Below are 22,035 nucleotides of genomic sequence, written 5' to 3'. Positions count from 1 at the left end.
CCGTGGCACCTCCTGTCCTGCTCTCCTATCTGTAAATCATTTAGATTAAACCAGGTCTCTCGTTTCTATTTTTTGGGCTATATGTCTCCCTGACAGGTATAAAATCGCGGCGCCTATTAGCAAACTTGCCCACATGAGTGGTGACAGCAATCCGTAACGACCGGACATATCAATCGTATAATTGACCAATCCTCCATCCAGCAGCAGGATCACCACCGCAGCCAATGCGCACAATCCCATCAGGACAAAACTCATCCACATATACACCTTGCCACTGCGGAGAAACTCGAAATATAGGTAATAAGCGCTTGCCGCAAAGCTGTATCCTGTCCAGGTCAGGACAAAGGCTATATAATCAGCAAACCTAAGGCTGGAATCCAATCCGCCCGTAGCGATATAAAGAGTGCCATACATCAGTACGCTGTTAATGAGGATGTAGACCAACAGCTGCACCACGCGTGCGCTGATGATCACGTTCGGCCGAATCGGCAGCGTCTTGAGATAATACAGCTTCTGCGTGTAGGAATCATCCCTAAAATAATGAAGATGGCCGCGGGAGAAACAGAATCCAGTCATCGGGGCCATCATTAGAAGCAAGAAATCGAGCAGGACATTCATCGACTTCACTGCATCGCTTTCCTGTCTCGAATAGACCAGCAAACTGATGCAGCCCCCGGTATAGACCATAAAAAACAGGCTCCAGAGCAGGAGTCTGCGGTCTTTTCTCCACTCTCTCCTGAACAGAAACAAACTGTCCCTCCAAAACTCGCTCATGCAGTACCACCTTCCCCTTGTTTCTACTCTTAGCTCTATTTTTTAATCATGCCTCACTGTTATACTGTGTATATCTTTATACACAGTATATGAGCACACTTCTTATTTGTCAACATTTAGGAGGTGGAAATTCCCGGGCCGAACCCTGTCCAGCTTCCCTTCCTTTCTGAGCATAGAAAAAAACCGGCGCAAAGCACCGGCTGATTGAACAGATCCAATTATGAATTCCATCCTTTAAAACCATCATAAATATCCGTCATTTTATGGATTGCTCGGTTAAAAGATCCGCCCCCCGTTCAGTAATCGCAAGAGTATGCTCGAACTGGGCTCCCGGCGTTCCATCGGCCGAGCGGATTGTCCAGCCGTCCGAATCCCAAAGCACGGCCCCCGTCTCCCCTAAGGTAAAGACCGGCTCGATGGTAATCACCATGCCTTTGCGAAGCTTCAGGCCCGTACCCGGACGGCCATAGTTGGGAACATCGGGCGGTTCGTGCATCATTTGTCCGATGCCATGGCCAACCAGTGGCTTCACAATCCCAATGCCCGCCTCATCAGCCGTCCGCTGGATGGCATAGCTGATGTCGCCGATCCGGTTGCCCGGAACGGCCGCGGCAATGCCCCGTTCCAGCGCCAGCTTGGTGATTTTATACAATCTTTCAACCTCCGGCGACGGCTGACCCACCAGATACGTCCATCCCGAATCGGCCATCCACCCGTCCTTCTCCACAACGATGTCGATCGTCACAATATCACCGCTTCGGAGCAGTTCCCGGGTGGGGAAACCGTGGCAGACTACATCGTTAACCGACGCACACGTCGCAAACGGGAAACCTCTGTATCCCTTCTGCGCTGCCGTCCCGCCCCGCTCGGTAATAAACCGTTCTACAAACTCATCGATCTGACGCGTGGAGATCCCAGGAGCAATTGCTTTTCTCAAAGCGCGATGACAATCCGCCAATATGCGTCCCGCTGCCCGGATCAGCTCAATCTGCTGAGCGTTTTTCGTAGCCACTTTCGGCATGGGAAACGCCTCCTTTTTATTCTATACAACTAAAGTATCTAATGTCTGCCGGACGTGTGCCTGACCTGAATGCTCTAATATATGTTAGCTTATGAAAGAAAAAAACCGCCCCCCGCACAAAAGCGGAGAGACGGTTTGAAAGTGTCCTATATCAAATGTGATAGCGGCCGACCGTCAGAGGATCGCATCAGGAAACTGAAGAGTTCAGCTTACCCATTTCCGTTTCCACAAGGTGAGTCAATTCTTCTTCATATCCGCCCATGATGCGGTACTTACGAACATACTCCCTGACAAATTTTTTGGGATCCTTCGGCCTGAAAATTCTTGTCATCTCCCGCAAACTTTCCTTAACTTCATTATGACCTTTCGTTGCCATATGATTCCCTCCCAGAACGCTAATAGTACTGCTTCCGTAAATGAGAACGCCGAAAAGATCCTGCAAGTATTCATCTAGAAGTGGTTAAGTTTGTCCTGCCACCGGCAGGCATCTGACATTTACATACCCGGCAAGGTTTAACCTGAATCAATTGCTTGCTGTCAAACAACCGGTTATGATCAGGCACCCGTTAACACTTTATGTTTATCCGGATACAAATGGAACGGCCTCCTATCTCTCTATATTGTAACATATTCATTACGGCGTTTCAGCTTTCACCTTTTATGGATTTATATTTCAATCCTTAATAATATATTTATCGGTTTTTGATCGGGTTAAAATAAGGGGGAAGGAATTGTATGCCCGACCGGCAAATTCTTCTATAGGCGCCTGCAATGTATATACTTATAACAGGTGAGTTCGCCTAGGCAAAGTTCAGTTATTTTCTTATCAGGCTACCGGGAGGAGACGGCTGATGCGTAAACCCAAGGTATTGATTGTATATGCCAGTTACGGGGACGGACACTACCAGGTCTCCAAAGCAATCGAATCTTCCTTTCATGAACAAGGGATTACCGATGTGGTTCTGCTGGATCTCATGGCGGAGGCGCACCCCCTGCTGAATGGATTAACTAAATTTGTATACATGCAAAGCTTTAAAACCATTCCGTACTTGTACGGATGGGTCTACAATACGACACGGCGCATGCAGCCAAACCGGCCGCTGTACGGCCTGCTGCATTCCATCGGCTTGAACAAGCTGGCCAAGATTGTCGCCGGCATCAATCCGGATATGGTCATTCATACCTTCCCCCAGCTGACGATGCCCAAGCTGCTCAGGAGAACCGGTCAGACCATTCCCATCATTAATGTGATTACCGATTTTGACATCCATGCACGCTGGTTCCACCCTGCCGTCAACCGGTATTATGTAGCGACGCAGGATTTGAAGAACGAAATGGTGTCCCGCGGCATTCCTGAGGAACGGGTTGTCGCCAGCGGGATTCCGCTGCGCCCTGGCTTTTCCGGCTTATTCGAGCCGCAGGACGGCGAGGGTGACGAGGCGGGTGTGGATATGGGTGATCGTCGGGATATGGGTGTAAATGCGAAAGCAGATGCAGACGTAGATGGGAACGTCGATAGGGATGCAAATTTGAATCCAAATTCAAATACAAGTGTGAATATCGATGGAGATCCAATTGCAGCTGCGCGTTCGGCCAGACAGCTTGCAGCCCGGATACGCCGGGATGGAAAACCCGTAATCCTGCTGATGGCCGGGGCTTACGGGGTCATGCCGAATATTACCGACATCTGCCGCCGCCTTACTGCCGATGGTGAACGCCGCGTTATCGCGGTATGCGGAAAGAACAAAGAACTCTTCACACAGCTGCAGCAGCGATTCGCCAATCACGAGGACGTTCAGGTCTACGGTTTCGTCAACGACATTGCCAGCCTTATGGCGGTGAGCGACTGCATCATCACCAAACCTGGCGGAATCACCTTGTCCGAAGCACTGGTCAGCCGCCTGCCGATGTTTCTGTTCCGGCCAGTTCCGGGGCAAGAATTAAACAATGCCCTTTATTTGAAAAAGAAAGGCATCGCCTTCATTTCCCACCGCCCGTCCGATCTGGTCCGCCAGATCGAGCAGTTCTTCAGCCGGCGGCCGGAGGGGGACCTCTACCGGGAGCTGGAGAGCTTACGACGGCCGGATGCCGCCAGAGCCATTGTCGAGGACGTGATCCGGCAGTTCATCGCCCCGGATAAAATCGCCGTAACAACCGCCGCAGCGCCGTCCTGACTGGAAGGCGCAGGAGCGGACGCGGATGCGCAGACGCAGGGAGCAGAGCGTGGGCGGATAAATGAGCGGACGCGGGGAGATTGATGAGGGCCGTAAATAAACTGATGCGGGAAGTGAGCGGCCCTTCCCCCTCTCCATCGTTCTTACATAGGGCAGCTTGTCATACATTAAAAGGGAGAGGGGGATCAAATGCCTGTCATGTCCCCTTTATCCCTTGACTCAAGAAGGTGTATGCCCTTGACCCCTTTCCGGTCCTCTACAGGCCTGCCTGAAAGTTTAGCCGCATTTCTGTGCCACTTATTTCCGTTTGTTGGCGGGATTATTTTTCTGGTTATTGAAAAAAGAAGCCGGTTTGTGCTGTTCCACGCCCTGCAGTCCGTTCTGCTGTTCGGAGGCCTGACCGTCTGCCATACCGTAGCCGGCTTTATCCCCATCCTGGGCATCGCTCTTGCCGCGCTGCTCAGCCTCGCAGGTGTCCTGTTCTGGGTGGCGCTGATCATCGCCTCTCTCCAGAGCAAATGGCTGAAGCTTCCCTGGATCGGCGACTTTGCCGAGAAGCAGATCCGCAATTGGTGAGTGGAAGGGTACTCAGAGTTTGGCGATGGAGCCGTGAACTTGACCCATACCCCTTAATGAACTAAATAAGCCCCGGTGTTCCTTTATAGGGAAGGGATACCGGGGCTTACTATGGTACGCTGTATGGCTATAGCAAGGCGGCACTACCGCCAAGCGGGTAAATGGCTAATTTGTCCGGCGTAAGACAGAAGTAGCTGACTTTGGGTTGCGGGTTGTCCTCTACCCGTTTTTTATATGATTTTTCGCATACTCCCCATGCTAACTGGCGTGGCGCTCATCTTTTATATGTTTTTTCATACAAAAGTCCACCATACGCCGCGGATACGACCCCAATTGTACGATTTTTCGAACAAGTTCCAGAAATCGACCAGCTGGAGTCGCATTTTTGTATGACTAATCATAAGAAACGAATTAGCGGTTCAACTGCCGGTTATACGCTCTTACCCGGCAGCAGACGAGCCGGCAGCCAGTGCTTCCTTAGTCGTCCCGCGCTGGCCTCCTTGTACTCATCTTTACCGCACTTGTTACCGTACTTGTCACCGTCTTCTGCACCGTACCCGCCAACATTCTCACCGTCGTTCTTGTCATCATCCTTGTCCTCATGCATACCCTCCTGCATGTCCTCATCCTTGCACTCGACCTTGCCGCCGTCGCGGCTTTCGATCTGCTCCAGCAGCAGTTCTACCGCCTTTTCGCCCATCTCCTGATAAGGCACTGCCATAACAGTCAGCGGCGGGACCAGCCTGGAGCTGACCCGATAAGTATTATCGGAGGACATGACCGCTATGTCATGCCCGATCTTCAGGTCAAGCCGGGCGGCGGCACGGTAGATTTCGAGCGCAGCATCGGTCCAGTTCGAAAGGTAAACCGTCGGGACCCCGGCGGCACGGTCATACTCCAGGACGGCCTGGATTTGAGCCGGCTCCTGCCGTTGGACTCTCTCCACTCTATACGTCCAGCCTCTCTCCGCGCAAAAGTCGGCATAGGCTTCCCGGCGTGCTCTTTCCGCCCAATTCTCGGGACAGTGCCCGTCCTCCATTTGAAGATAGGTCACGCCGGCCTTCCCTCTGCTCTCCATAAACTCCATCGCTGCACGGACACTGCCGTAATAATCAGCCATCACCGAATAAATGTCTTCGACTCCCGCATAACCCTCCACCGACACAAACGGGATCTGATGCTCCCGAATGCTGGACGCCCATGCTTCATCCGCATAACCGAGAGGATCCAAGGTGATTATCCCGTCTACACGCCGCTGGAAATACAGGGAGATCAGCTCGTCACGGCTTGTGCTGCCGCTGCCCTGACCCACCAGCAGCACATGGTAGCCATGACGCAGAGATGCCTGCTGCAAACCTTCAAGCAGCTGCAGGAACAGCGCATTGGACGTGTCTCCAAAGACGGCCACGCAATAACTCCTGCCCGTCTTCATGGCGCGGGCGCTCGCATCAACATGATAATTCAATTCCCGCATCGCTTTCAGCACTGCTTCCCGCTTCGTGCGGCTCACTCCAATGCCCTGAGTGCCATTAATAACGGCCGATACTACGCTGCGAGAAACGCCAGCCAGCCGGGCTACATCCATACTGGTTACTCTTTTTCCTGTCATATCGCCACCTACACCAGCTCGATCTTTCCGCCGGCCAGGGAAGCAATGCGGACCAGCGACTCTACACGATAGCCCGCTTCGGTGAGCAGACGCCGGCCGGGCTGGAATGATTTTTCGATGACGATGCCCATACCCGCCACTTCAGCTCCCGCCTGCTCCACAATCCTCGCTAGGGCAGAAGCCGCTTCTCCATTGGCCAGGAAATCATCCACAATAAGCACCTTGTCCCCCGGCTTCAGAAATTTGCGGGATACAGTGATTTCGTTAGTCTCCTGTTTGGTAAAGGAATAAACCTTCTCCACAAAAATATCCTCGGTCAACGTCAAAGATTTCCGTTTACGTGCAAAAATCAGCCTCACATTCAGCACCAGCGCGGTCATAATGCCCGGGGCTATGCCTGACGATTCAATGGTCAGCACTTTAGTGACAGACTCTCCGGCAAACAACCGGGCGAATTCATGCCCGATCTCCTGCATTAATACGGGGTCCATCTGATGATTCAGAAAAGAATCGACCTTCAAAACATCATTCCCCAGCACAATTCCTTCCTGCATAACCTTGTCTATCAGCAGCTTCATGGTTTCTCCTCCGGCTCTCTTGTCTTATATCTCTGCTTTATGTCAACTCTGACTCCGACTCTGATTGATGGTTCTCATTCAGCGTGATCCTGATCCGCCTTTTCGCATCAAGATCCTCTGCTTTCCTTTCTATTTTATCGCAAAAAACCCGTTCCCCGATACGGGAAACAGGCTTCGCATTTTTCTCAAAGGGATTTAGGTTTATTCGGCAGCAGGTTCGCTACCATGCTCTTGAGGTTCTTATCCTCGTAATGGTCCTCTTCCTTCCCGGTATCCAGGCGGCGAATGCGGATCTCTTTATATGCCGCGCCAGGATCAGTCGGTACAAAAGTTGGCGGATCACTTTTCTCTAAACGAAGATGATACCCCATATCCGTAAGCATATTCAGGTAATCCTGCTCGGCAGGCAGCCGGTCGTCATTCAGAAAAATAAGCCCGCGCAGCTCCTTGACTCCCTCATCGTGGACAACATCAAAATAAACGATGCATTCCATGTTCCCTCACACTCCTATCCAGAATCTCTTGTTTCAGCTTCTCCAACCGAGGCATAAAACATCCGGAAAGAGCCACCATTACTAGTAATACGGAACAGGCGACCGGAGAACGCAGGCTAATTAAGGCAATTTTATGAATTCAGTAAACGTCAGTCGGTTCGGTTTAGATCTGCTCCGCCCCGCAGTGCGGACACCATCTGGTTCCTTTAGCAAGCGTGGTGGAACAAATCTGACATTTCAGAACATTTTCATTCGATTCTTCCGCTCTGGATGGAGAAGCAGGCTTAGGCGGGATCATATTTTCCTTCCACGTCTGGATTCTACGGTCCAGCTCCAACTGGCGCTCCCGCTCCCGTTCAAGCTCCAGCTGACGGCGTTTCTCGTCTTCCGAGGAAAAAGGAACGGACTCGGCTGCCTCATATTCAGGCTCCTCTTTCACGAGCGGCCCCCGATAAACCATCGTCTCCATAGCGGCTCCGGCTTCGCTCACCGCTTCCTCAGGCTCTCTTACTGGCCCTTCTTGTTCAGCCTGATAAGGGGCTGCGTTTGGGCTCTCACCGCGGGACTTTAGCTTTCTGCCGCAATACGGGCAATAAATGGCTTCCTGCGGCACCACTTTCCCGCATTCGCACAGGCGTTCATTTCTGAGCGCGGCGATCCGGTGGCGAAGCTCATCCCGCTCCTCTGCAAGCAGGTCGCAGGTTTTGGCGAGCTCCATCATTTCTTTTTCAGCCAGGGACATATCCTTTGCGCGGTAGCCCTCATAGAAGACCTGCCCCATTTGCTGATAATAAATGCCCATTTCGCGTTCAATATTTGAAATTTGTCCGTTTAATTTGTTTATTTCCACTACATGCTGGGCGCGTTCGCTCGCTTTGTTAGCTCCATTTTTAATTCGGTCCAAAAAACTCATTATTATTCATCCTCCGATCCAAGCGCGTCGTTAATCTCTCATCAAGGTATGATGCCTGGCGAAAATTTAGAAGGTGTCCGCAGGGCCGGAAAGGCCGCAAACCCCGTTAACGTTAACTATCATAACAGATTTGAAGCGTTCTGTGAAAACCTAGCCTGCCAGCCGTCCTTTTGGCTTTACCGGTTTTGATTTGGCGGGAGAATCGGGGTACAATAAAAAACGTCGGGCGGCGTTATTTTTTATCATATTAGGAGTAGATACTTTGAGCATATCGAAAGAACCGGGTAAAGGACTGACTGTGAACCCCGCAGCAATGACGGAATTTTGGGAAGCGGGCGGCGAACATCTCGCCGGGCTTGAAGAATGGAAACAGCTTCCGATGATGTACCAATTGGCACTAGATGAGCTTCATAACAAAATTAAACTGCTTCAGACGGAATGGAAGCACCGCCAGGGCTATAATCCTATTGAACATATCAAAACCCGCATCAAGGAGCCGAAAAGCATCCTGGGCAAAATGCAGCGCAAAGGGCTGGCTCTGACGCCAGACAACCTCGTTAATGAAATTCATGACATTGCGGGTATGCGCATTGTGTGCGCCTTTGTAAAAGATATATACAGCCTGGTGGATCATTTGCAGACAAGGGATGATCTGAAGGTGTTGGAGATTAAGGATTACATCGCTAATCCCAAACCGAACGGGTATCAAAGCCTGCATCTGATCGTTACTGTTCCGCTGATTCTGATGGAAGGCCCGGAATGGATCAAGGTTGAAATCCAGCTTAGGACTTTAGCCATGGATTTCTGGGCCAGCATGGAACATATTCTGTTCTACAAATACGACAAACAGGTTCCGGCCCATGTCATTAAAGAGCTGACCGAAGCCGCCCGCGCGGCAGACGCACTGGACAAAAAAATGCTTGGCCTGCGCAAGGAAATCATCGCGCTGTCCGAAGGAACGACCGGCTTGGATCAATAAGCCGAGGGCAAACACCGCACTGCTAAGAGCAGCGCGGTGTTTTGTTGTCCGGCGCGGGGGCGTCTGAGCAAGCGTATGCGAGTGTGCGGTAGAGAGCGTGTGTGGCGAGCGTGTGGGCGCAGCATCCAGGGGTGGACTTTTGGGAGTGAGCTTGCGGGCATGAGCGTGTGGGCGCGGGCTTGCAGAGACGAGCTTGCGGTCAGACGAAAACGCCCGGGGAATTATTTCCCCGGGCGTTTCGTCGTTTCGTGCAGGCCGGCCGCCTGCTGAGCGGCCCGGCGCACGATCAAATCCAGGCCGTCCGGCGCTGCCGGGACGGCCGGAAGCATGCCGGCCAGCCAGCTGCGCACGCTGGCCGCGGCCCCGCCGCCCCCGTCTGCCGCAAGGGCAGGCAGACTGCGGGCTTCGGCAAAGCCGGGGCCCGGCTCATGCAGCGCGCCTTTGGCGGCTGCTGCGCTGAGCCACTCGGCGATGCCGGGCCCCGAGCCCGCCGGGCGGGGGGCCGCACTGCCGGCCGCGCGCTGCGCCGCGGCCGGTTCCTCAGGCGCGCCGGCATCGGGCGCGCCTTCCTCGGCCCACGCGCCAAACACCGCGCGGGCCAGCTTCTCCGGCGCGAGATCCAGCGCCGTAAGGGCAAGGCGTATGTCCGTGCCCCAGCCGGACAACGCCGCTTCCCGCAGCGCGGCGGCATGCTTGCAGCCGCCGCTGCCGCAGGCGCAGCCAGGCTCCGCCGTTGGCCGCGCCCCTTCAGCCGCCCCGCCTGCAGGAGGCGGCGAAACCAAAGGCGGCTCCGCTGGAAGCAGCTGCGCCAGTTCCTCCGGCAGGGCCGCAGCCGGGCCCGCCAGCAAGGCGGCTAACACCATGGGCTTCTCCCTCAAGAAGCCCAGGATCCTTGCCGCCAGCCCTTCATCGGCCCGCCGGATCGGCAGGACCAGCGAGCAGCGGTTTTCCTGCGCTGAATCTTCCGTTTGTGCCGCTGATTTCCGCTTTGGACCCGGCCCTTCGGCGGTCCATTCCGCTTTCCATTCTCCCGGTGCAGCCGTTAATTGAACCTTTCCGGCAGCCGCCTTCTCCTTCGCCATACATGCATTGCTCCTTTTCCTTACCTGATTTCCATACAAGCTGCAGCATAGCCGCAGCATCAGGACCACTCAACCGTCTGCAGCGTAATCAATTCCTGAAGCTGGTCCGCCGACATTTCCGTCAGCCACTGTTCGCCGGAGCCTACAACCTGCTCGGATAAAGCCTTTTTCCGTTCAATCAGCTCATCGATTCTTTCCTCCAGCGTCCCTTGGCAGATCAGCTTGTGGACTTCTACATTCTTCTCCTGCCCAATCCGGAACACCCGGTCCGTCGCCTGATTCTCCACCGCCGGATTCCACCATCTGTCATAATGAATGACGTGGTTGGCACGCGTCAGGTTCAGGCCTACGCCCCCTGCTTTCAGGGAGAGAATAAACAGCGGCGGTCCGGAGCCTTCCTGGAACGCATGCACCATTTCATCCCGTTCCTTTTTAGGCACGCTGCCGTGCAGGAAATAAGGCTCAAACCCGTAGCGGCTGCCAATATGCCGGGCGAGCAGCTCACCCATTCGGACATACTGTGTGAAAATAAGCGCGGCCTCGCCGTTTTCCGTCACCGTATCCGCCAGCTCCAGCAGCCGTTCCAGCTTGCCGGAACGCCCTGCTGCCGAGGTTCTGGATGCAGCTGCGCCATCCGACTGAAGCGCCGGATGATCGCAGATCTGCTTAAGCCGGGTGAGCGAAGACAGGACCAGCCCTTTGCGGGCAATCCCTTGACTGTCATGGATTTTAGCCATGAGCTCGTCGGTTACATTTTTATATAATACCGCCTGTTCGGCAGTCAAACTGCAATAAGACTTCATTTCGATCTTCTTCGGCAGATCCTTGGATATATCGGGATCGCTTTTGAGTCTTCGCAGCAGGAAGGGCGCTACCAGCCTCCGCAGCCGCGCCAGCTCCTCAGGGTGTTCGTCTCCGCCTGCCGCAAATTGACGCCGGAAAGCCGCTGACGTGCCCAGATAACCGGGATTCAGGAACTGAAAGATTGACCATAACTCGCCAAGGCGGTTCTCGACCGGTGTTCCTGTCATCGCGATGCGCTGCGGCGCCCTGAGCTTCATGACGCTCTGCGCCTGCTTGGTTCCGAAGTTCTTGATATACTGCGCCTCATCCAGCACAATGGCCGACCAGTACAGCTCTCTCATCTCCGCCGAATCCCGCCCGGCCAGCTGATAGGTCGTCAGCACGACATCATACGTTTTGCAGGCCTGGATAAACGCTTCTCCGTGCAGCCTCTTCCCCCCATGGTGAATATACACGCTTAATTGAGGCGCAAAGCGGCTCAGCTCCCGCTGCCAGTTCCCCAGCAGGGATGTCGGGCAGATAATCAGGTAAGCCCCTTCCTCCTTACTGCCGTCCAGCATCGCTGTAATCACCTGAATCGTCTTGCCAAGACCCATATCGTCCGCCAGCAGCGCACCGAACCCCAGCTTTCTCATCAAGGACAGCCACTGGAATCCCCGCTCCTGGTAAGGGCGCAGCGTGCCCTGGAGCGATTTCGGCACTGGACGGGTTTCCAGGCTGCCCAGCGTGTTTCCTTGCACCAGCGACTGAAGCAGCCCTTCCATTTCAAAGCCGGCAACATACATGCCTTCCCACTGCCCATCCAGTTCAGGGTCCGCCGCAAGATGCATCAGCTCGGCAAAGGTCATGCTGCCATCTTCATGTTTCTTCATATATTTAAGGACCTGACGGATTTCCTTGACGTCGATTTCGATCCATTCCCCCTGGAAAAAGACCAGCGGCACCTTGGAGGCAGCCAGCTCCTCCAGCTCCTGCTGGCTCAGCATCCGGTCGCCAAGCACAGCTTCCAGCTTGAAGGTGACCAGCTGCTGCATGCCCACGCCGGCCCGGGGCGCACGATCCGTCTCTTTCGGATCCCAGCTGCCCGTGCGCAGCTTGACGCCCGCCCGTTTCTTTCCTTCCTTGGTCCACCTCGACGGCATTTGCACCGTTACCCCGCTGCGTCTGAGCAGCGGCACCGTGCGGCTCAGAAACCGGTAAACCTCTTCCTGGTCCAGCTCCGTTCCTTCAGGCCGGGAGCTCCGCATCGCCTCCTGAATTTCGGGAGACCATTCCGCTGCTTTATACAAGCAAAGCAGAAGCTCCTTCTGCACTTCCTGATACACTCTTCCTCCGAAAGAAAGATCAGGCTCAGGATGGTTCCAGATGCTGTCGGCCGCAAGCCGCAAGGATGGGTCCTCCTTGCTTTCCGCCCAGAAGGATAACATCCAATACGGATGCTCATCCCAGCGCTCCGGCGGTTCCAAGCGCAGGCAGAGCCCAAGGGCGGGCCGGTCTTCGGAAGCCTCGCCACCCCGTTCGAGCGGCTGTATACCTCCTGCCTCTGCAATAGACTGCTCTAATTCCGCGATCTCGGGTGCACTCCCCTGAATTTCGGCCGGATAACCGGAACCGGTCAGATTGTTCCACCACAGCTCGCTGAGCGGTGATGTTCCTCTTCTATAGTTAGCACGGACATTCCTGAGCTCCCTGCCCAGCTCCTGTACCGTCTCCTGCACTTTCACATCAATCAACGCAGTCATGAACGAATGCAGCACGGTAAGCTGCCGCTGTTCGATCGACTGCGTCTCCTCCTCTGCGGAAGGCCGAATCTGTGCCAGGCCGATCGGAGGCATAGCGGCAGCCAGCAGCCGGAAACGCTCCTCATCCTCGGGCTGCTCCAGCAGCGGGCACCAGACGGCGCGAATCGCCGAAAGGGTTCCTCTTCTCCTGCCGCCCGGGGGAACCGCAGGCCTGGAGCCTGGAGCAATTCGTCCACGCTGCAGCAGATCCTTGGCAAAACGGGCCGCTTCCCTCCAGTATTCCATTTCACCGCCCGGCGTGATGCCCCGGGCTTCCAGATTGGTATCATCCCAGGCAAACAGCATATTCCAGGTGTCCCGGGGAGATAAAGCCAGACCTTCGAGGCTTCGCCCCGACAGCAGCCGGCGTTCTCCGCGCCGGACCTCCCCGCGCAGCACCGCTGCCGGCCATCTAAGTTCGGCCAGACGCAGCGCGGCCTGCTGAAACGGTTTTTCACCAGTCCCGGTTTGGAGGCGGCGCATGGTCATGACCCATGCATCTACTTTTGATTCTGATATTTCTCCAGAGAAGCTGAAGAACACATCGCCAAGCCAAATTCCAAAAAGACGTTGATTCATTGCTTTCTCCTGTCTATCTCCGTTTGAGAACTTAATACTATATTATACATTAAGCTGCTCGTTTAAAAACAGGTTTCGGCAAAACTCCAGCCAAAATGAACCTGCAGAAACAGGTAAATGGTCAAAAAAAAAGATAACCCCCTAAGGATCAGGGGTCATCCTGCCGTACGTTTATGAGGATTCAATTGCTTTAACCGTCTCTCGGCAGACTTATTTCTTCAGGGCAATGACCTCGATCTCCACCAGCGCATCCTTAGGAAGACGGGCAACCTCTACGGCGCTGCGGGCCGGGTAAGGTTCAGTGAAGAAAGTGCTGTACACCTCGTTCATCTTCACAAAGTCATTCATATCCTTCAGGAAAACAGTCGTCTTTACGACCTGGTCAAGCCCGCTGCCGGCCTCTTCCAAAATAGCTTGTACATTACGTAAGGATTGAGCAGTCTGTGCTGCTACCCCGTCAGCGAGTACGCCCGCCGAGTCCATGCCCAATTGTCCCGATGTATAGACCAAATCTCCGATGGAAACCCCTTGCGAATACGGGCCGATGGCTCCAGGTGCGTTTGTTGTGGCGATAACTGATTTCTTCATGGCTAATATCCCATCCTTTGCTTTACGGTTATTCAAACTATAGACAGGGTTATTGTATCATTTGAGCGGCAGGAAAAGCGAGAAGGTGCTGCCCAAACCAAGCTTGCTCTCCATGCGGATAAATCCGCCCAGCAGCCGGGCCAAATCCCGGCTGATTGACAATCCGAGTCCTGTCCCGCCATATTTGCGGCTGATCGTCCCGTCTGCCTGCTGGAACGCTTCGAAGATGGAATGATGTTTGTCTTCCGATATACCGATGCCGGTGTCTTTGACTTCAAACACAATCCATTCTCCCTGTACAAGATCGCTCTGCTCTGACTTCCGCATGGTTAAGCTGACTTCACCTTGTGACGTAAATTTAAAGGCATTGGACAGCAGATTCCGAAGGATTTGCTGCACTCTCTGTCCGTCGGTATAAATCGTTTTAGGCAGCCGCTCATCCCTGTGAACCTCGAATTTCAGGCCCTTCCGCCGGGCCAACAGCTCGAACGGCAGATAGACCAGATCCGGAATCTCGCAAATACTGATCTCTTCGGCCGCAATTTCCAGACGGCCGGCTTCAACCTTCGACAGATCCAAAATATCATTGATCAGCTGAAGCAGCTCCTGACCGGACTTGTAAATAATTTCGCTGTAAAGAACCGTTTCATTATCCGTTTGCTTGCCCGGTTCACTTTCCCTGCTGCTCCCGCTTTCCGAAATAAGCTGCGCCAGATTGATAATGCTGTTCAGCGGCGTCCTCAGCTCATGAGACATATTCGCCAGAAACTCCGACTTGTACTGTGAAGCCAGCATAAGCTGCTTCGCCCGTTCCTCCAGCACGATCTTGGCCTTGTGCAGCTCCTCCGTCTGCCGCATCATCAGCGTGTTGGTTTCTTTCAGCTCCTGGTTGCGTCTTCTTTCCAGCTGGAAATCACGGAACATGAAGACAAACCCGGTGCTGAGAACCACACCCATCAACAGGGTGCCCGGGGCGATATGCACGATATAGAAGTTAAACGGAATAACTCCAAGCAGCGAAACATCCAGCTGATTTATCGCATTGATGACGACAATAAAGATAGCAGCCTGAACAATATAGCCCGTTCTGTGGCGTATAAACCACCATTTGAGCAGCGCTGCCACAACGCCCAGCACAATGATATTCGTACACCCGGCCATGGAGGCGGCATTAAGGCCAAATAACAAACGGCAAAGCCCGATTCCTACGCCGACGAACACTAGGGTATAAGGTTTCCTGTAGCTTAACGCCGCGATGATCAGCGGAACAAACCGGAGATCAAAGATGACGTCTTCCCCGAGTTGAAATCCGAAATACATGGATGCATAAGCGGAGAAGAAGATCAGCAGCAGAGAAACGGCGTATTTGATTTTGCCTGAAGCAACTACCAAAACATATTTATAGCCCAGATTGGCCAGGTAGGCGATAGTGACCAGAATACATAAATTTATAGCAAACGAGCTTCCAATGTCATTATTCATTCATCCTATCACTCCCGGCTGCAGGCCGAAGCCCTTAAGAATACTGGTATTATCGGGCAGCGATCTTAGTCCCTGCATCCTATATTTATCCGAATTACTGCTAGATTTCCTAGAATAACGCCTTTAAAAATAAAAAGTAACAATTTGTAACTTATTACATTTACCCTATCATATCATGAAGACCTGTCTTGGAACAGATCAAAAAGACGCGAATCCTCAAGCCCGATTCGCGTCTCTGTTTAAAAAGGCCGGCAGCGTCAGACGAGGCCACCTCAATTTCCGTTCCCTTCTGCCTTTGCGTACAGTTCTCTTGTCGAAGGAGGTTTCCTCCAGCCGATCCCCTGCTGATTCAGCGGATGCCTCGGCTGAATGTTCTTCGTCCGGCAGCATATAGTATCTGCGGTGATAGGTGCTGATCATATCTCCTCGAACCGTTACTACATAATCGTCATGCAGCTCTAACAATCTGCCTTCCACAACATGAGATTTGTACATGCAGAATCGCCTCTATTCCATGATGTTCCAGGGCTCTTATCCCCGGCTTCGCACCCAGTCGTCATACTCTTTCTCTGCAGTATCCTTGCTGTGCCCGTAACGCTCCTGAAGTTTGCCGACCAGCTTGTCCTTCTCCCCGGCAATCACATCCAGATCATCGTCAGTCAATTCTCCCCACTGCTTCTTGGCTTCGCCTTTCAACTGGTTCCATTTGCCTTTAAATACGTTATGATCCATGTCCAGTCACTCCTTTGCTGATAAAGCCAAATTTCAGTTGCCTGGCCTCTATATTTCTATATTAACCTGCAGCTTTTGTCCTGAACCTGATTCCAATTTCCTGCTTTTGTGATGACCCAAAAAGCCGCAGAGCTTTCGGCAGTCCAATGAATGGACTGTCTGAAAAATGCTCTGCGGCTTTAGAAGTGCCACCTGGAACAAGGTGTAGGGTATCCCTCTCGATTTAATAGCTTCTCTTCTTCTGTCTGTAATCATCTACGAACAGGCCTGCAAAATAGGGATCCCACTGCGTCCCCCGGCCTTTATCCAAAATACTGATCGCCGTATCCGTATCCATTCCTTTACGGTAAGGACGGTCGGAGGTCATCGCGTCAAAGGCATCGGCTACGGCAATAATCCGGCCGAACAGGGGGATCTCATTTCCTTTCAAATGATCCGGATACCCAAGCCCGTCATACCGTTCATGGTGGGACCTTACGCCCGGCAGGATCGGAGCCATAGCATCAACAGGCTCGATCCGCTGCAAAATCATTTCTCCCTGCACCGGGTGCTGCTGAATCTGATGGAACTCCTCTTCTGTCAGAACTCCATCCTTAAGCAGCACGGCGTCGCGCGTGCCGATCTTGCCGATGTCATGCAGCAGCGCCGATTTGCGGAGCTCGTCCATTGTCTGTTCGGGGAGCTTCGCCAGCATGCCGATGTGCATTGCGTATTCGGCCACCCTCTGAGAATGGCCGGCTGTATAGGGATCCCGCGCATCGAGTGCTGCAGCGAGTGTAGAGAAATAACTTTCGATCAGCTGGTCGTTGCGGGAATTTTGAACTTTAATCCCCTCAAGCATATGATTGAAACCCGAAATCAGCTTGGCGAATTCATCCGCATACAGATCTTTCGCCTGAATATTCATATCTCCGGACTTCACCTTGGCCATCATCTTATACAGATGCATAATCGGCCGCTCCATCTCTCTGGCAAGCAGACGGGAACCGACATAGGAGAAAGCCAGTCCCGCGGCCAAGATCATGGCCGCCAGCTCCCAATACAGGCTGGCGGCCTTTTCCCAGCCGCCGAACTTAATTTGGATGACAATGCCATAGAGCAGCAGCGGAAATACGCCGATCATAAAAGCCCCAAGCTGGAACTTGTAGCGGATGGACATCATCACTTGTCCTTCCAGTGAAATACGCCGTCCGTACTTACGCTGGCTGATCTCCAGCATTTCCATGATCAGCTGCCTGCAGGACCAGGAAATCAAATAATATTCAATCAACGCTTGCAGGAAAGCCAGGAACAAAGCACAAATTGCACCAATTACAAGATAACAAACCGGAAGATCAAGCAGCTTATTATGGATCATCCACAGCGTCAAAGCCATAAACGGGATAATCAAACCTGCTATACGGGGACCCGCAATCCGTTTTACGTTCAGGTACGGAAGACGGTGTATGTGCAAGTAGATTTCATGGAAATCCGGCCAGGAAAGAGACTCCTGCTTAAACAGGGTGCGGACCGGCTTTAAATCTTTTCTAAATACCAAAACATCCATAATAATCATAATGATCACGGATACGAAAGAAACCAAAGACAGCCGTACGACCTGAATACGCGGAAGATGCAGACTGCTGAAAATAAGAATGCCCCCCAGGCTGAACACAACTAGGAATGATCCTATAAGATGGGTTAAAAAGAGGCTTGGCGTAAATTTCCGGTAGACTTCCAAAGGAGCGTTCCCTCTTTCCGCAATCTAGTAATAATGAAGTTAATACTTTAATTATTATCGGTTTAGGGCGAGATTTTATTGACAAAAAAGCCCTTTCTTTTTAGAGGAAAAACCTTCCATATCCCTTTATGATCCAGATCACTTGTTTCGCCCCTCTCCTGTTTCGTCTAATTACATATAGAGATTGAGATAGTAAGGCATAAAATAAGGGGCTGCTTTCTATGGAATTAACCGTATTAACTGAACAAATCGTTATTTTACTCGCGATCCTCCTGCTCGTCGGGGTGCTGGCGACCAAATTCTCCAGCAAATTCGGACTCCCGGCCCTGGTCTTTTTCATTGCAGCGGGTATGGTCCTCAGCCGCTTTGTCTATTTCGACAATCCGTTTCTCACCCAGCTTGTCGGCACCCTGGCCCTGGTTGTCATTCTGCTGGACGGGGGCATGCAGACCAAATTTTTCACCATCAGACCTGTTATCGGCTCGGCGCTTTCGCTCGCTACGATCGGTGTTGTGGTCACCACCGTACTCATCGGGCTCGCCGCTCACTATATACTGAACGTATCCTTAAGCGAGGGACTTCTGTTCGGCGCCATCGTCGGCTCTACCGATGCCGCTGCAGTCTTCTCTGTGCTGAGCGGGCGAAACATCAAAGAACGGATTACGTCGACGCTGGAAGCGGAGTCCGGGAGCAACGATCCGATGGCTGTTTTTCTGACTGTCACTTTGATCAGTTGGATTCAGCATCCCGACCAGGAAATCTGGCGGATGCTGCTTTCCTTTGCGATGGAAATGGGAATCGGGCTGGCCGCGGGGCTTGCAATCGGCTGGCTGGCCGTCAAAAGCATCAACCTGATTAACTTTGACTCCTCCGGGCTTTATCCGGTCATGGCTATCGCTTTTGCAGTTCTCACTTATGGCCTGACTTCCGCTGCGCATGGAAGCGGTCTGCTGGCCGTATATGTAATGGCCCTCGTGTTGGGGAACAGCGATTTGACCTACCGCCAATCCATCCTGCAGTTCAACAAAGGGTTTGCCTGGATTATGCAGATCACAATGTTCACTCTGCTCGGTCTTCTGGTCTTCCCCGAAGATCTGCTGGGCATTATTTGGCCTGGGCTTGCCTTATCCCTGCTTCTGATGCTGGTAGCCAGACCCGCAGGTGTGCTGGCCGCCCTCCTGTTCTCTAAATTCAAGTTCAAGGAACAGCTGCTGCTGTCCTGGGCCGGACTAAGGGGCGCCGTGCCGATCGTGCTGGCGACCTATCCGCTGCTCGCCGGCCTAGAGCACGGCCAGCTGTTCTTTAACGTTGTCTTCTTCGTTATCCTGACTTCGGCAGCCATCCAGGGCCCTACCATTTCTCCGCTGGCCCGCAGGCTTAAGCTCTCCGAAGAAAGCAGAAGCAGCGGGCACTCCCTGCTTGAACTGGTCTCCTTGGGGAAAACCCGCTCCGAGATCAACCATATTCATATTCACGCCGGGATGAGAGCAGTCGGCCGGCGGATCAGTCAACTCGAACTGCCCGAAAATGTCCTCGTCACCGCCATCATTCGCGGTGAACAAATCGTTACCCCTTTGGGAGATACGATGATAAAGGAAGGCGATACGCTGTATATTTTAGGCCCTAAAGCCGAGCGAGCAAGCATCAAAAGCGTCTTCAGCTTCCAGGACACCGCTCTCAGCTCTGTCTCCCCGGAACCGGAACTTATTCCCGAACCGGCACCTAAAGCGGTCAAAGCAAACGTGGAGTTGACGCAGGCCGGGATAGAGACTCCAGGGAGTCCGGAGAATACGGAGCGCGCGGGGAACCTGGAAAGTACAGGTGATCTAGAAAGTGCGGGTAACCCGAATCATGCGGAGGTCCGGAAAGTACGCGGGGACGGTGAGTTTCGGAAATGATAAACTGCCGGACCAGCGTTTCGTCAAAGCCTTGTCCGTAACGGGCAGGGTTTTATTTATCACAATACATGTGATTAATTTCACATATTTATTGCAATTTGATATGCTAAGATTCCATCGAACAAGTAGAAAAGGCTGCACCTTTTTCCATCAGAATACCGGATTATAGTGCCGCTTCCGGCAGCCGTTACCTTCAAGGAAGACGGATGGATTGAAGAAACCAGCTCAAATAGAAAAGGTGAGTATAATGAAGAAAATCGTAATTCTTGGCGGCGGCTACGGCGGTGTCGTGACCGGCAAGCACCTGGCCAAAAAGTTCAAGAAAAACAGCGACGTACAAATTCAGCTGATTGACCGCAACCCCTATCACACGCTTCTTACCGAGCTGCACGAGGTTGCCGCAAACCGTACACCAGAAGATGCCATCCGAATCGAACTGAAAAAAATGTTTGAAGGCCGCAATGTGGATGTCGTACTTGATAGTATCGACTCCATCGACTTTAAGGCCAATCAATTGTGCTCTGCCGAAGTCACCTACGATTACGATTATCTCGTTATCGGCACCGGCTGCAAGCCGACCTTCTTTGGTATTCCAGGCGCAGAGGAAAATGCTTTGACGCTGTGGTCTTACGAAGACGCCGTCCGCCTCAAGGAGCAGGTCCGCACGATGTTTGGCCTGGCTTCCAAGGAAACCGACGCAGATAAACGCCGCAAAATGCTTAGCTTTGTTGTCGTAGGCGCCGGCTTCACAGGCATTGAGCTGATCGGAGAGCTGTCCGAATACCGCGACGAGCTTTGCCGGGAATACAACTTCGACCGGGCGGACGTCCGTTTGGTGGTTGCCGATATGGCGCCAAAAATTCTGCCGATTCTGCCGGATAAGCTGATTGAGAAATCGGCCCGTTATCTGGAGAAACGCGGCGTCGAGATCATTACCAGCGCCAAAATTACCGGCGTAAACCAAGGCAGCGTTGTGCTGGGCGAACAAGAGCTGGAAGCGGACACGATCGTCTGGACCGCCGGCGTCGAAGGCTCCGATCTGGTCGGCACTTTGGATGTGCAGCAGCAGGGCCGCAAACGGATCGTGACCAACGACAAGCTGCAAAGCGTTGATCATGATAACGTTTATATCGTCGGTGATAATATCTTTTTCATTCCGGAAGGTGAAACCCGTCCTGTGCCGCAAATGGTTGAAAATGCCGAGCAGGCCGGGCCGGTCATTGCCCATAATATTCACGCCGAAATCACAGGCAAACCGAAAAAGTCCTATAAACCGGGCTTCCACGGCACGATGGTCAGCATTGGCAGCCGTTACGGCGTAGCCAATGTAGGGATGCCGAACAAAATGTTCCAGGTCAGCGGCTTCCTGGCCATGTTCTTCAAGCATATGATCAACCTGTATTATCTCTTCACCGTAGCCGGCTTCAACAAGGTTTGGACGTATATGATGCATGAGTTCTTCCATGTCAACAACCGCAGAAGTTTTGTGGGCGGGCATTTCTCGAAACGCTCCCCGAACTTCTGGCTGCTCCCGCTGCGCTTGTTCGTCGGCTATAAATGGTTATCGGAAGGTTTGGATAAGCTTCCTAAGGTTTGGAATCATCCGAATTCCATTTTCCTGATTCCTGCTTCCTCCAAAGCGGCCGACGCTACTTCCGCGGCGAGCGAAGCCGCCGGTGCCGTATCTACAACCGTAGACGCGCAAAGCGCCGCATCGGCTGTAGGCAGCGCCAAAGAAGCGGTGGAAGCGATGCCGGTTCCGCATTTTATCACCAGTATGGTGAACGGATTTATGGATATCTTCTTCTACCATGCGGACGGCAGCTTTACCCCTCTCGCCAGCGTGTTCCAATTCTGCATGGTGCTCGCGGAGCTTGCTATCGGCGTTCTGCTGATTGTTGGTCTGTTCACCGCTATCAGTTCTATTGCTACTGTCGGGCTAGGCGTCATGATCTGGTCCTCCAGCATGGCTTCGACAGAAATGCTGTGGTACCTGGCGGCAGGCATTGCCCTGATCGGCGGGTCCGGCAGCGTGTTTGGCCTGGATTACTATGTACTGCCTTGGCTGAAGAAACACTGGAAAGGCATTCCGCTTGTCCGGAAATGGTATCTCTATACCGAAGAAAGTCCGGAGCTTGGCGCTTTGCATAAACCTGCTCTGCCGGCATCCGGAAGCAAATCCGCTTCAGCAGGACAATCGAAATAAAAGGCAGGCTGCCAATCAGTAGGAAAAAGCCGGAGCCGTGCGGAA

General features: G+C 52.9%; 19 protein-coding genes. 5 read left to right on the top strand and 14 right to left on the bottom strand.

The window, feature by feature from the left end; translation table 11 throughout:
* Positions 1-45: 45 nt before the first annotated feature.
* The 3 genes from CBE73_RS16595 to CBE73_RS16585 all read right to left on the bottom strand — a co-directional run bounded on the left by CBE73_RS16595 (position 46) and on the right by CBE73_RS16585 (position 2,171).
* Complete coding sequence (locus CBE73_RS16595) at positions 46-774, bottom strand: hypothetical protein (RefSeq protein WP_157739603.1); 729 nt, start codon at positions 772-774, stop codon at positions 46-48.
* Positions 775-1,030: 256 nt separating this feature from the next.
* The gene (gene map / locus CBE73_RS16590) at positions 1,031-1,795 is read right to left on the bottom strand and encodes a type I methionyl aminopeptidase (RefSeq protein WP_094095173.1); all 765 of its coding nucleotides are present in this window, start codon (positions 1,793-1,795) and stop codon (positions 1,031-1,033) included.
* Positions 1,796-1,982: 187 nt separating this feature from the next.
* Complete coding sequence (locus tag CBE73_RS16585; RefSeq protein WP_068699876.1) at positions 1,983-2,171, bottom strand: hypothetical protein; 189 nt, start codon at positions 2,169-2,171, stop codon at positions 1,983-1,985.
* 475 nt (positions 2,172-2,646) lie between these two features.
* On the opposite strand from CBE73_RS16585, the gene CBE73_RS16580 reads away from it, so the two are divergent.
* Together CBE73_RS16580 and CBE73_RS16575 are read left to right on the top strand one after the other, a co-directional pair.
* Complete coding sequence (locus tag CBE73_RS16580; RefSeq protein WP_094095172.1) at positions 2,647-3,969, top strand: MGDG synthase family glycosyltransferase; 1,323 nt, start codon at positions 2,647-2,649, stop codon at positions 3,967-3,969.
* 237 nt (positions 3,970-4,206) lie between these two features.
* Complete coding sequence (locus CBE73_RS16575; protein WP_094095171.1) at positions 4,207-4,545, top strand: DUF4870 domain-containing protein; 339 nt, start codon at positions 4,207-4,209, stop codon at positions 4,543-4,545.
* Between the two features lie 430 nt (positions 4,546-4,975).
* Here the strand turns inward: CBE73_RS16575 and CBE73_RS16570 are convergent, their stop codons facing one another.
* From CBE73_RS16570 to CBE73_RS16555, 4 genes are all read right to left on the bottom strand, one after another.
* Complete coding sequence (locus CBE73_RS16570; RefSeq protein WP_094095170.1) at positions 4,976-6,154, bottom strand: LacI family DNA-binding transcriptional regulator; 1,179 nt, start codon at positions 6,152-6,154, stop codon at positions 4,976-4,978.
* 8 nt (positions 6,155-6,162) lie between these two features.
* Positions 6,163-6,732, bottom strand: a complete 570-nt coding sequence (locus CBE73_RS16565) for a xanthine phosphoribosyltransferase (RefSeq protein ID WP_094095169.1) — start codon at positions 6,730-6,732, stop codon at positions 6,163-6,165.
* Positions 6,733-6,917: 185 nt separating this feature from the next.
* The gene (locus CBE73_RS16560; protein ID WP_094095168.1) at positions 6,918-7,226 is read right to left on the bottom strand and encodes a hypothetical protein; all 309 of its coding nucleotides are present in this window, start codon (positions 7,224-7,226) and stop codon (positions 6,918-6,920) included.
* A 163-nt stretch (positions 7,227-7,389) separates the two neighbouring features.
* Complete coding sequence (locus CBE73_RS16555) at positions 7,390-8,139, bottom strand: zinc ribbon domain-containing protein (RefSeq protein ID WP_094095167.1); 750 nt, start codon at positions 8,137-8,139, stop codon at positions 7,390-7,392.
* Positions 8,140-8,452: 313 nt separating this feature from the next.
* Between CBE73_RS16555 and CBE73_RS16550 the strand changes: the two genes are divergently transcribed.
* Positions 8,453-9,118 (top strand): GTP pyrophosphokinase, encoded by a 666-nt coding sequence (locus CBE73_RS16550; RefSeq protein ID WP_094096362.1) that lies wholly within the window; start codon positions 8,453-8,455, stop codon positions 9,116-9,118.
* 221 nt (positions 9,119-9,339) lie between these two features.
* On the opposite strand, the gene CBE73_RS16545 is transcribed toward CBE73_RS16550, so the two are convergent.
* From CBE73_RS16545 to CBE73_RS16515, 7 genes are all read right to left on the bottom strand, one after another.
* Positions 9,340-10,239 (bottom strand): hypothetical protein, encoded by a 900-nt coding sequence (locus CBE73_RS16545; protein ID WP_174704755.1) that lies wholly within the window; start codon positions 10,237-10,239, stop codon positions 9,340-9,342.
* Positions 10,240-10,259: 20 nt separating this feature from the next.
* The gene (locus tag CBE73_RS16540) at positions 10,260-13,364 is read right to left on the bottom strand and encodes a DEAD/DEAH box helicase (protein ID WP_094095165.1); all 3,105 of its coding nucleotides are present in this window, start codon (positions 13,362-13,364) and stop codon (positions 10,260-10,262) included.
* Between the two features lie 210 nt (positions 13,365-13,574).
* Positions 13,575-13,952: a RidA family protein gene (locus CBE73_RS16535; RefSeq protein ID WP_094095164.1), complete on the bottom strand. Its 378-nt coding sequence runs from the start codon at positions 13,950-13,952 to the stop codon at positions 13,575-13,577.
* Positions 13,953-14,009: 57 nt separating this feature from the next.
* Complete coding sequence (locus CBE73_RS16530) at positions 14,010-15,434, bottom strand: ATP-binding protein (RefSeq protein ID WP_094095163.1); 1,425 nt, start codon at positions 15,432-15,434, stop codon at positions 14,010-14,012.
* A gap of 216 nt (positions 15,435-15,650) precedes the next feature.
* The gene (locus CBE73_RS16525) at positions 15,651-15,929 is read right to left on the bottom strand and encodes a hypothetical protein (protein WP_094095162.1); all 279 of its coding nucleotides are present in this window, start codon (positions 15,927-15,929) and stop codon (positions 15,651-15,653) included.
* Positions 15,930-15,965: 36 nt separating this feature from the next.
* Entirely contained in the window at positions 15,966-16,166 is a 201-nt protein-coding gene (locus CBE73_RS16520) for a CsbD family protein (RefSeq protein ID WP_094095161.1), read from the bottom strand.
* Between the two features lie 223 nt (positions 16,167-16,389).
* Entirely contained in the window at positions 16,390-17,820 is a 1,431-nt protein-coding gene (locus CBE73_RS16515) for an HD-GYP domain-containing protein (protein WP_308420925.1), read from the bottom strand.
* A 287-nt stretch (positions 17,821-18,107) separates the two neighbouring features.
* Here CBE73_RS16515 and CBE73_RS16510 point away from each other — a divergent pair, with 287 nt between their 5' ends.
* Complete coding sequence (locus CBE73_RS16510; RefSeq protein ID WP_094095159.1) at positions 18,108-19,784, top strand: potassium/proton antiporter; 1,677 nt, start codon at positions 18,108-18,110, stop codon at positions 19,782-19,784.
* Between the two features lie 247 nt (positions 19,785-20,031).
* Positions 20,032-21,990 (top strand): FAD-dependent oxidoreductase, encoded by a 1,959-nt coding sequence (locus tag CBE73_RS16505; RefSeq protein ID WP_094095158.1) that lies wholly within the window; start codon positions 20,032-20,034, stop codon positions 21,988-21,990.
* Positions 21,991-22,035: the final 45 nt, after the last annotated feature.

It is taken from the genome of Paenibacillus physcomitrellae, assembly GCF_002240225.1.
Lineage (GTDB): Bacteria > Bacillota > Bacilli > Paenibacillales > Paenibacillaceae > Fontibacillus > Fontibacillus physcomitrellae.
This window is presented reverse-complemented; position numbering and strand designations above follow the sequence as displayed.

Excerpts from the sequence above, each read along its gene's own strand:
- CBE73_RS16595 (WP_157739603.1), bottom strand. The coding sequence starts at position 774 with ATGAGCGAGTTTTGGAGGGACAGTTTGTTTCTGTTCAGGAGAGAGTGG.
- map (WP_094095173.1), bottom strand. The coding sequence starts at position 1,795 with ATGCCGAAAGTGGCTACGAAAAACGCTCAGCAGATTGAGCTGATCCGG.
- CBE73_RS16585 (WP_068699876.1), bottom strand. The coding sequence starts at position 2,171 with ATGGCAACGAAAGGTCATAATGAAGTTAAGGAAAGTTTGCGGGAGATG.
- CBE73_RS16580 (WP_094095172.1), top strand. The coding sequence starts at position 2,647 with ATGCGTAAACCCAAGGTATTGATTGTATATGCCAGTTACGGGGACGGA.
- CBE73_RS16570 (WP_094095170.1), bottom strand. The coding sequence starts at position 6,154 with ATGACAGGAAAAAGAGTAACCAGTATGGATGTAGCCCGGCTGGCTGGC.
- CBE73_RS16565 (WP_094095169.1), bottom strand. The coding sequence starts at position 6,732 with ATGAAGCTGCTGATAGACAAGGTTATGCAGGAAGGAATTGTGCTGGGG.
- CBE73_RS16560 (WP_094095168.1), bottom strand. The coding sequence starts at position 7,226 with ATGGAATGCATCGTTTATTTTGATGTTGTCCACGATGAGGGAGTCAAG.
- CBE73_RS16555 (WP_094095167.1), bottom strand. The coding sequence starts at position 8,139 with ATGAGTTTTTTGGACCGAATTAAAAATGGAGCTAACAAAGCGAGCGAA.
- CBE73_RS16550 (WP_094096362.1), top strand. The coding sequence starts at position 8,453 with ATGACGGAATTTTGGGAAGCGGGCGGCGAACATCTCGCCGGGCTTGAA.
- CBE73_RS16540 (WP_094095165.1), bottom strand. The coding sequence starts at position 13,364 with ATGAATCAACGTCTTTTTGGAATTTGGCTTGGCGATGTGTTCTTCAGC.
- CBE73_RS16535 (WP_094095164.1), bottom strand. The coding sequence starts at position 13,952 with ATGAAGAAATCAGTTATCGCCACAACAAACGCACCTGGAGCCATCGGC.
- CBE73_RS16530 (WP_094095163.1), bottom strand. The coding sequence starts at position 15,434 with ATGAATAATGACATTGGAAGCTCGTTTGCTATAAATTTATGTATTCTG.
- CBE73_RS16525 (WP_094095162.1), bottom strand. The coding sequence starts at position 15,929 with ATGTACAAATCTCATGTTGTGGAAGGCAGATTGTTAGAGCTGCATGAC.
- CBE73_RS16520 (WP_094095161.1), bottom strand. The coding sequence starts at position 16,166 with ATGGATCATAACGTATTTAAAGGCAAATGGAACCAGTTGAAAGGCGAA.
- CBE73_RS16510 (WP_094095159.1), top strand. The coding sequence starts at position 18,108 with ATGGAATTAACCGTATTAACTGAACAAATCGTTATTTTACTCGCGATC.
- CBE73_RS16505 (WP_094095158.1), top strand. The coding sequence starts at position 20,032 with ATGAAGAAAATCGTAATTCTTGGCGGCGGCTACGGCGGTGTCGTGACC.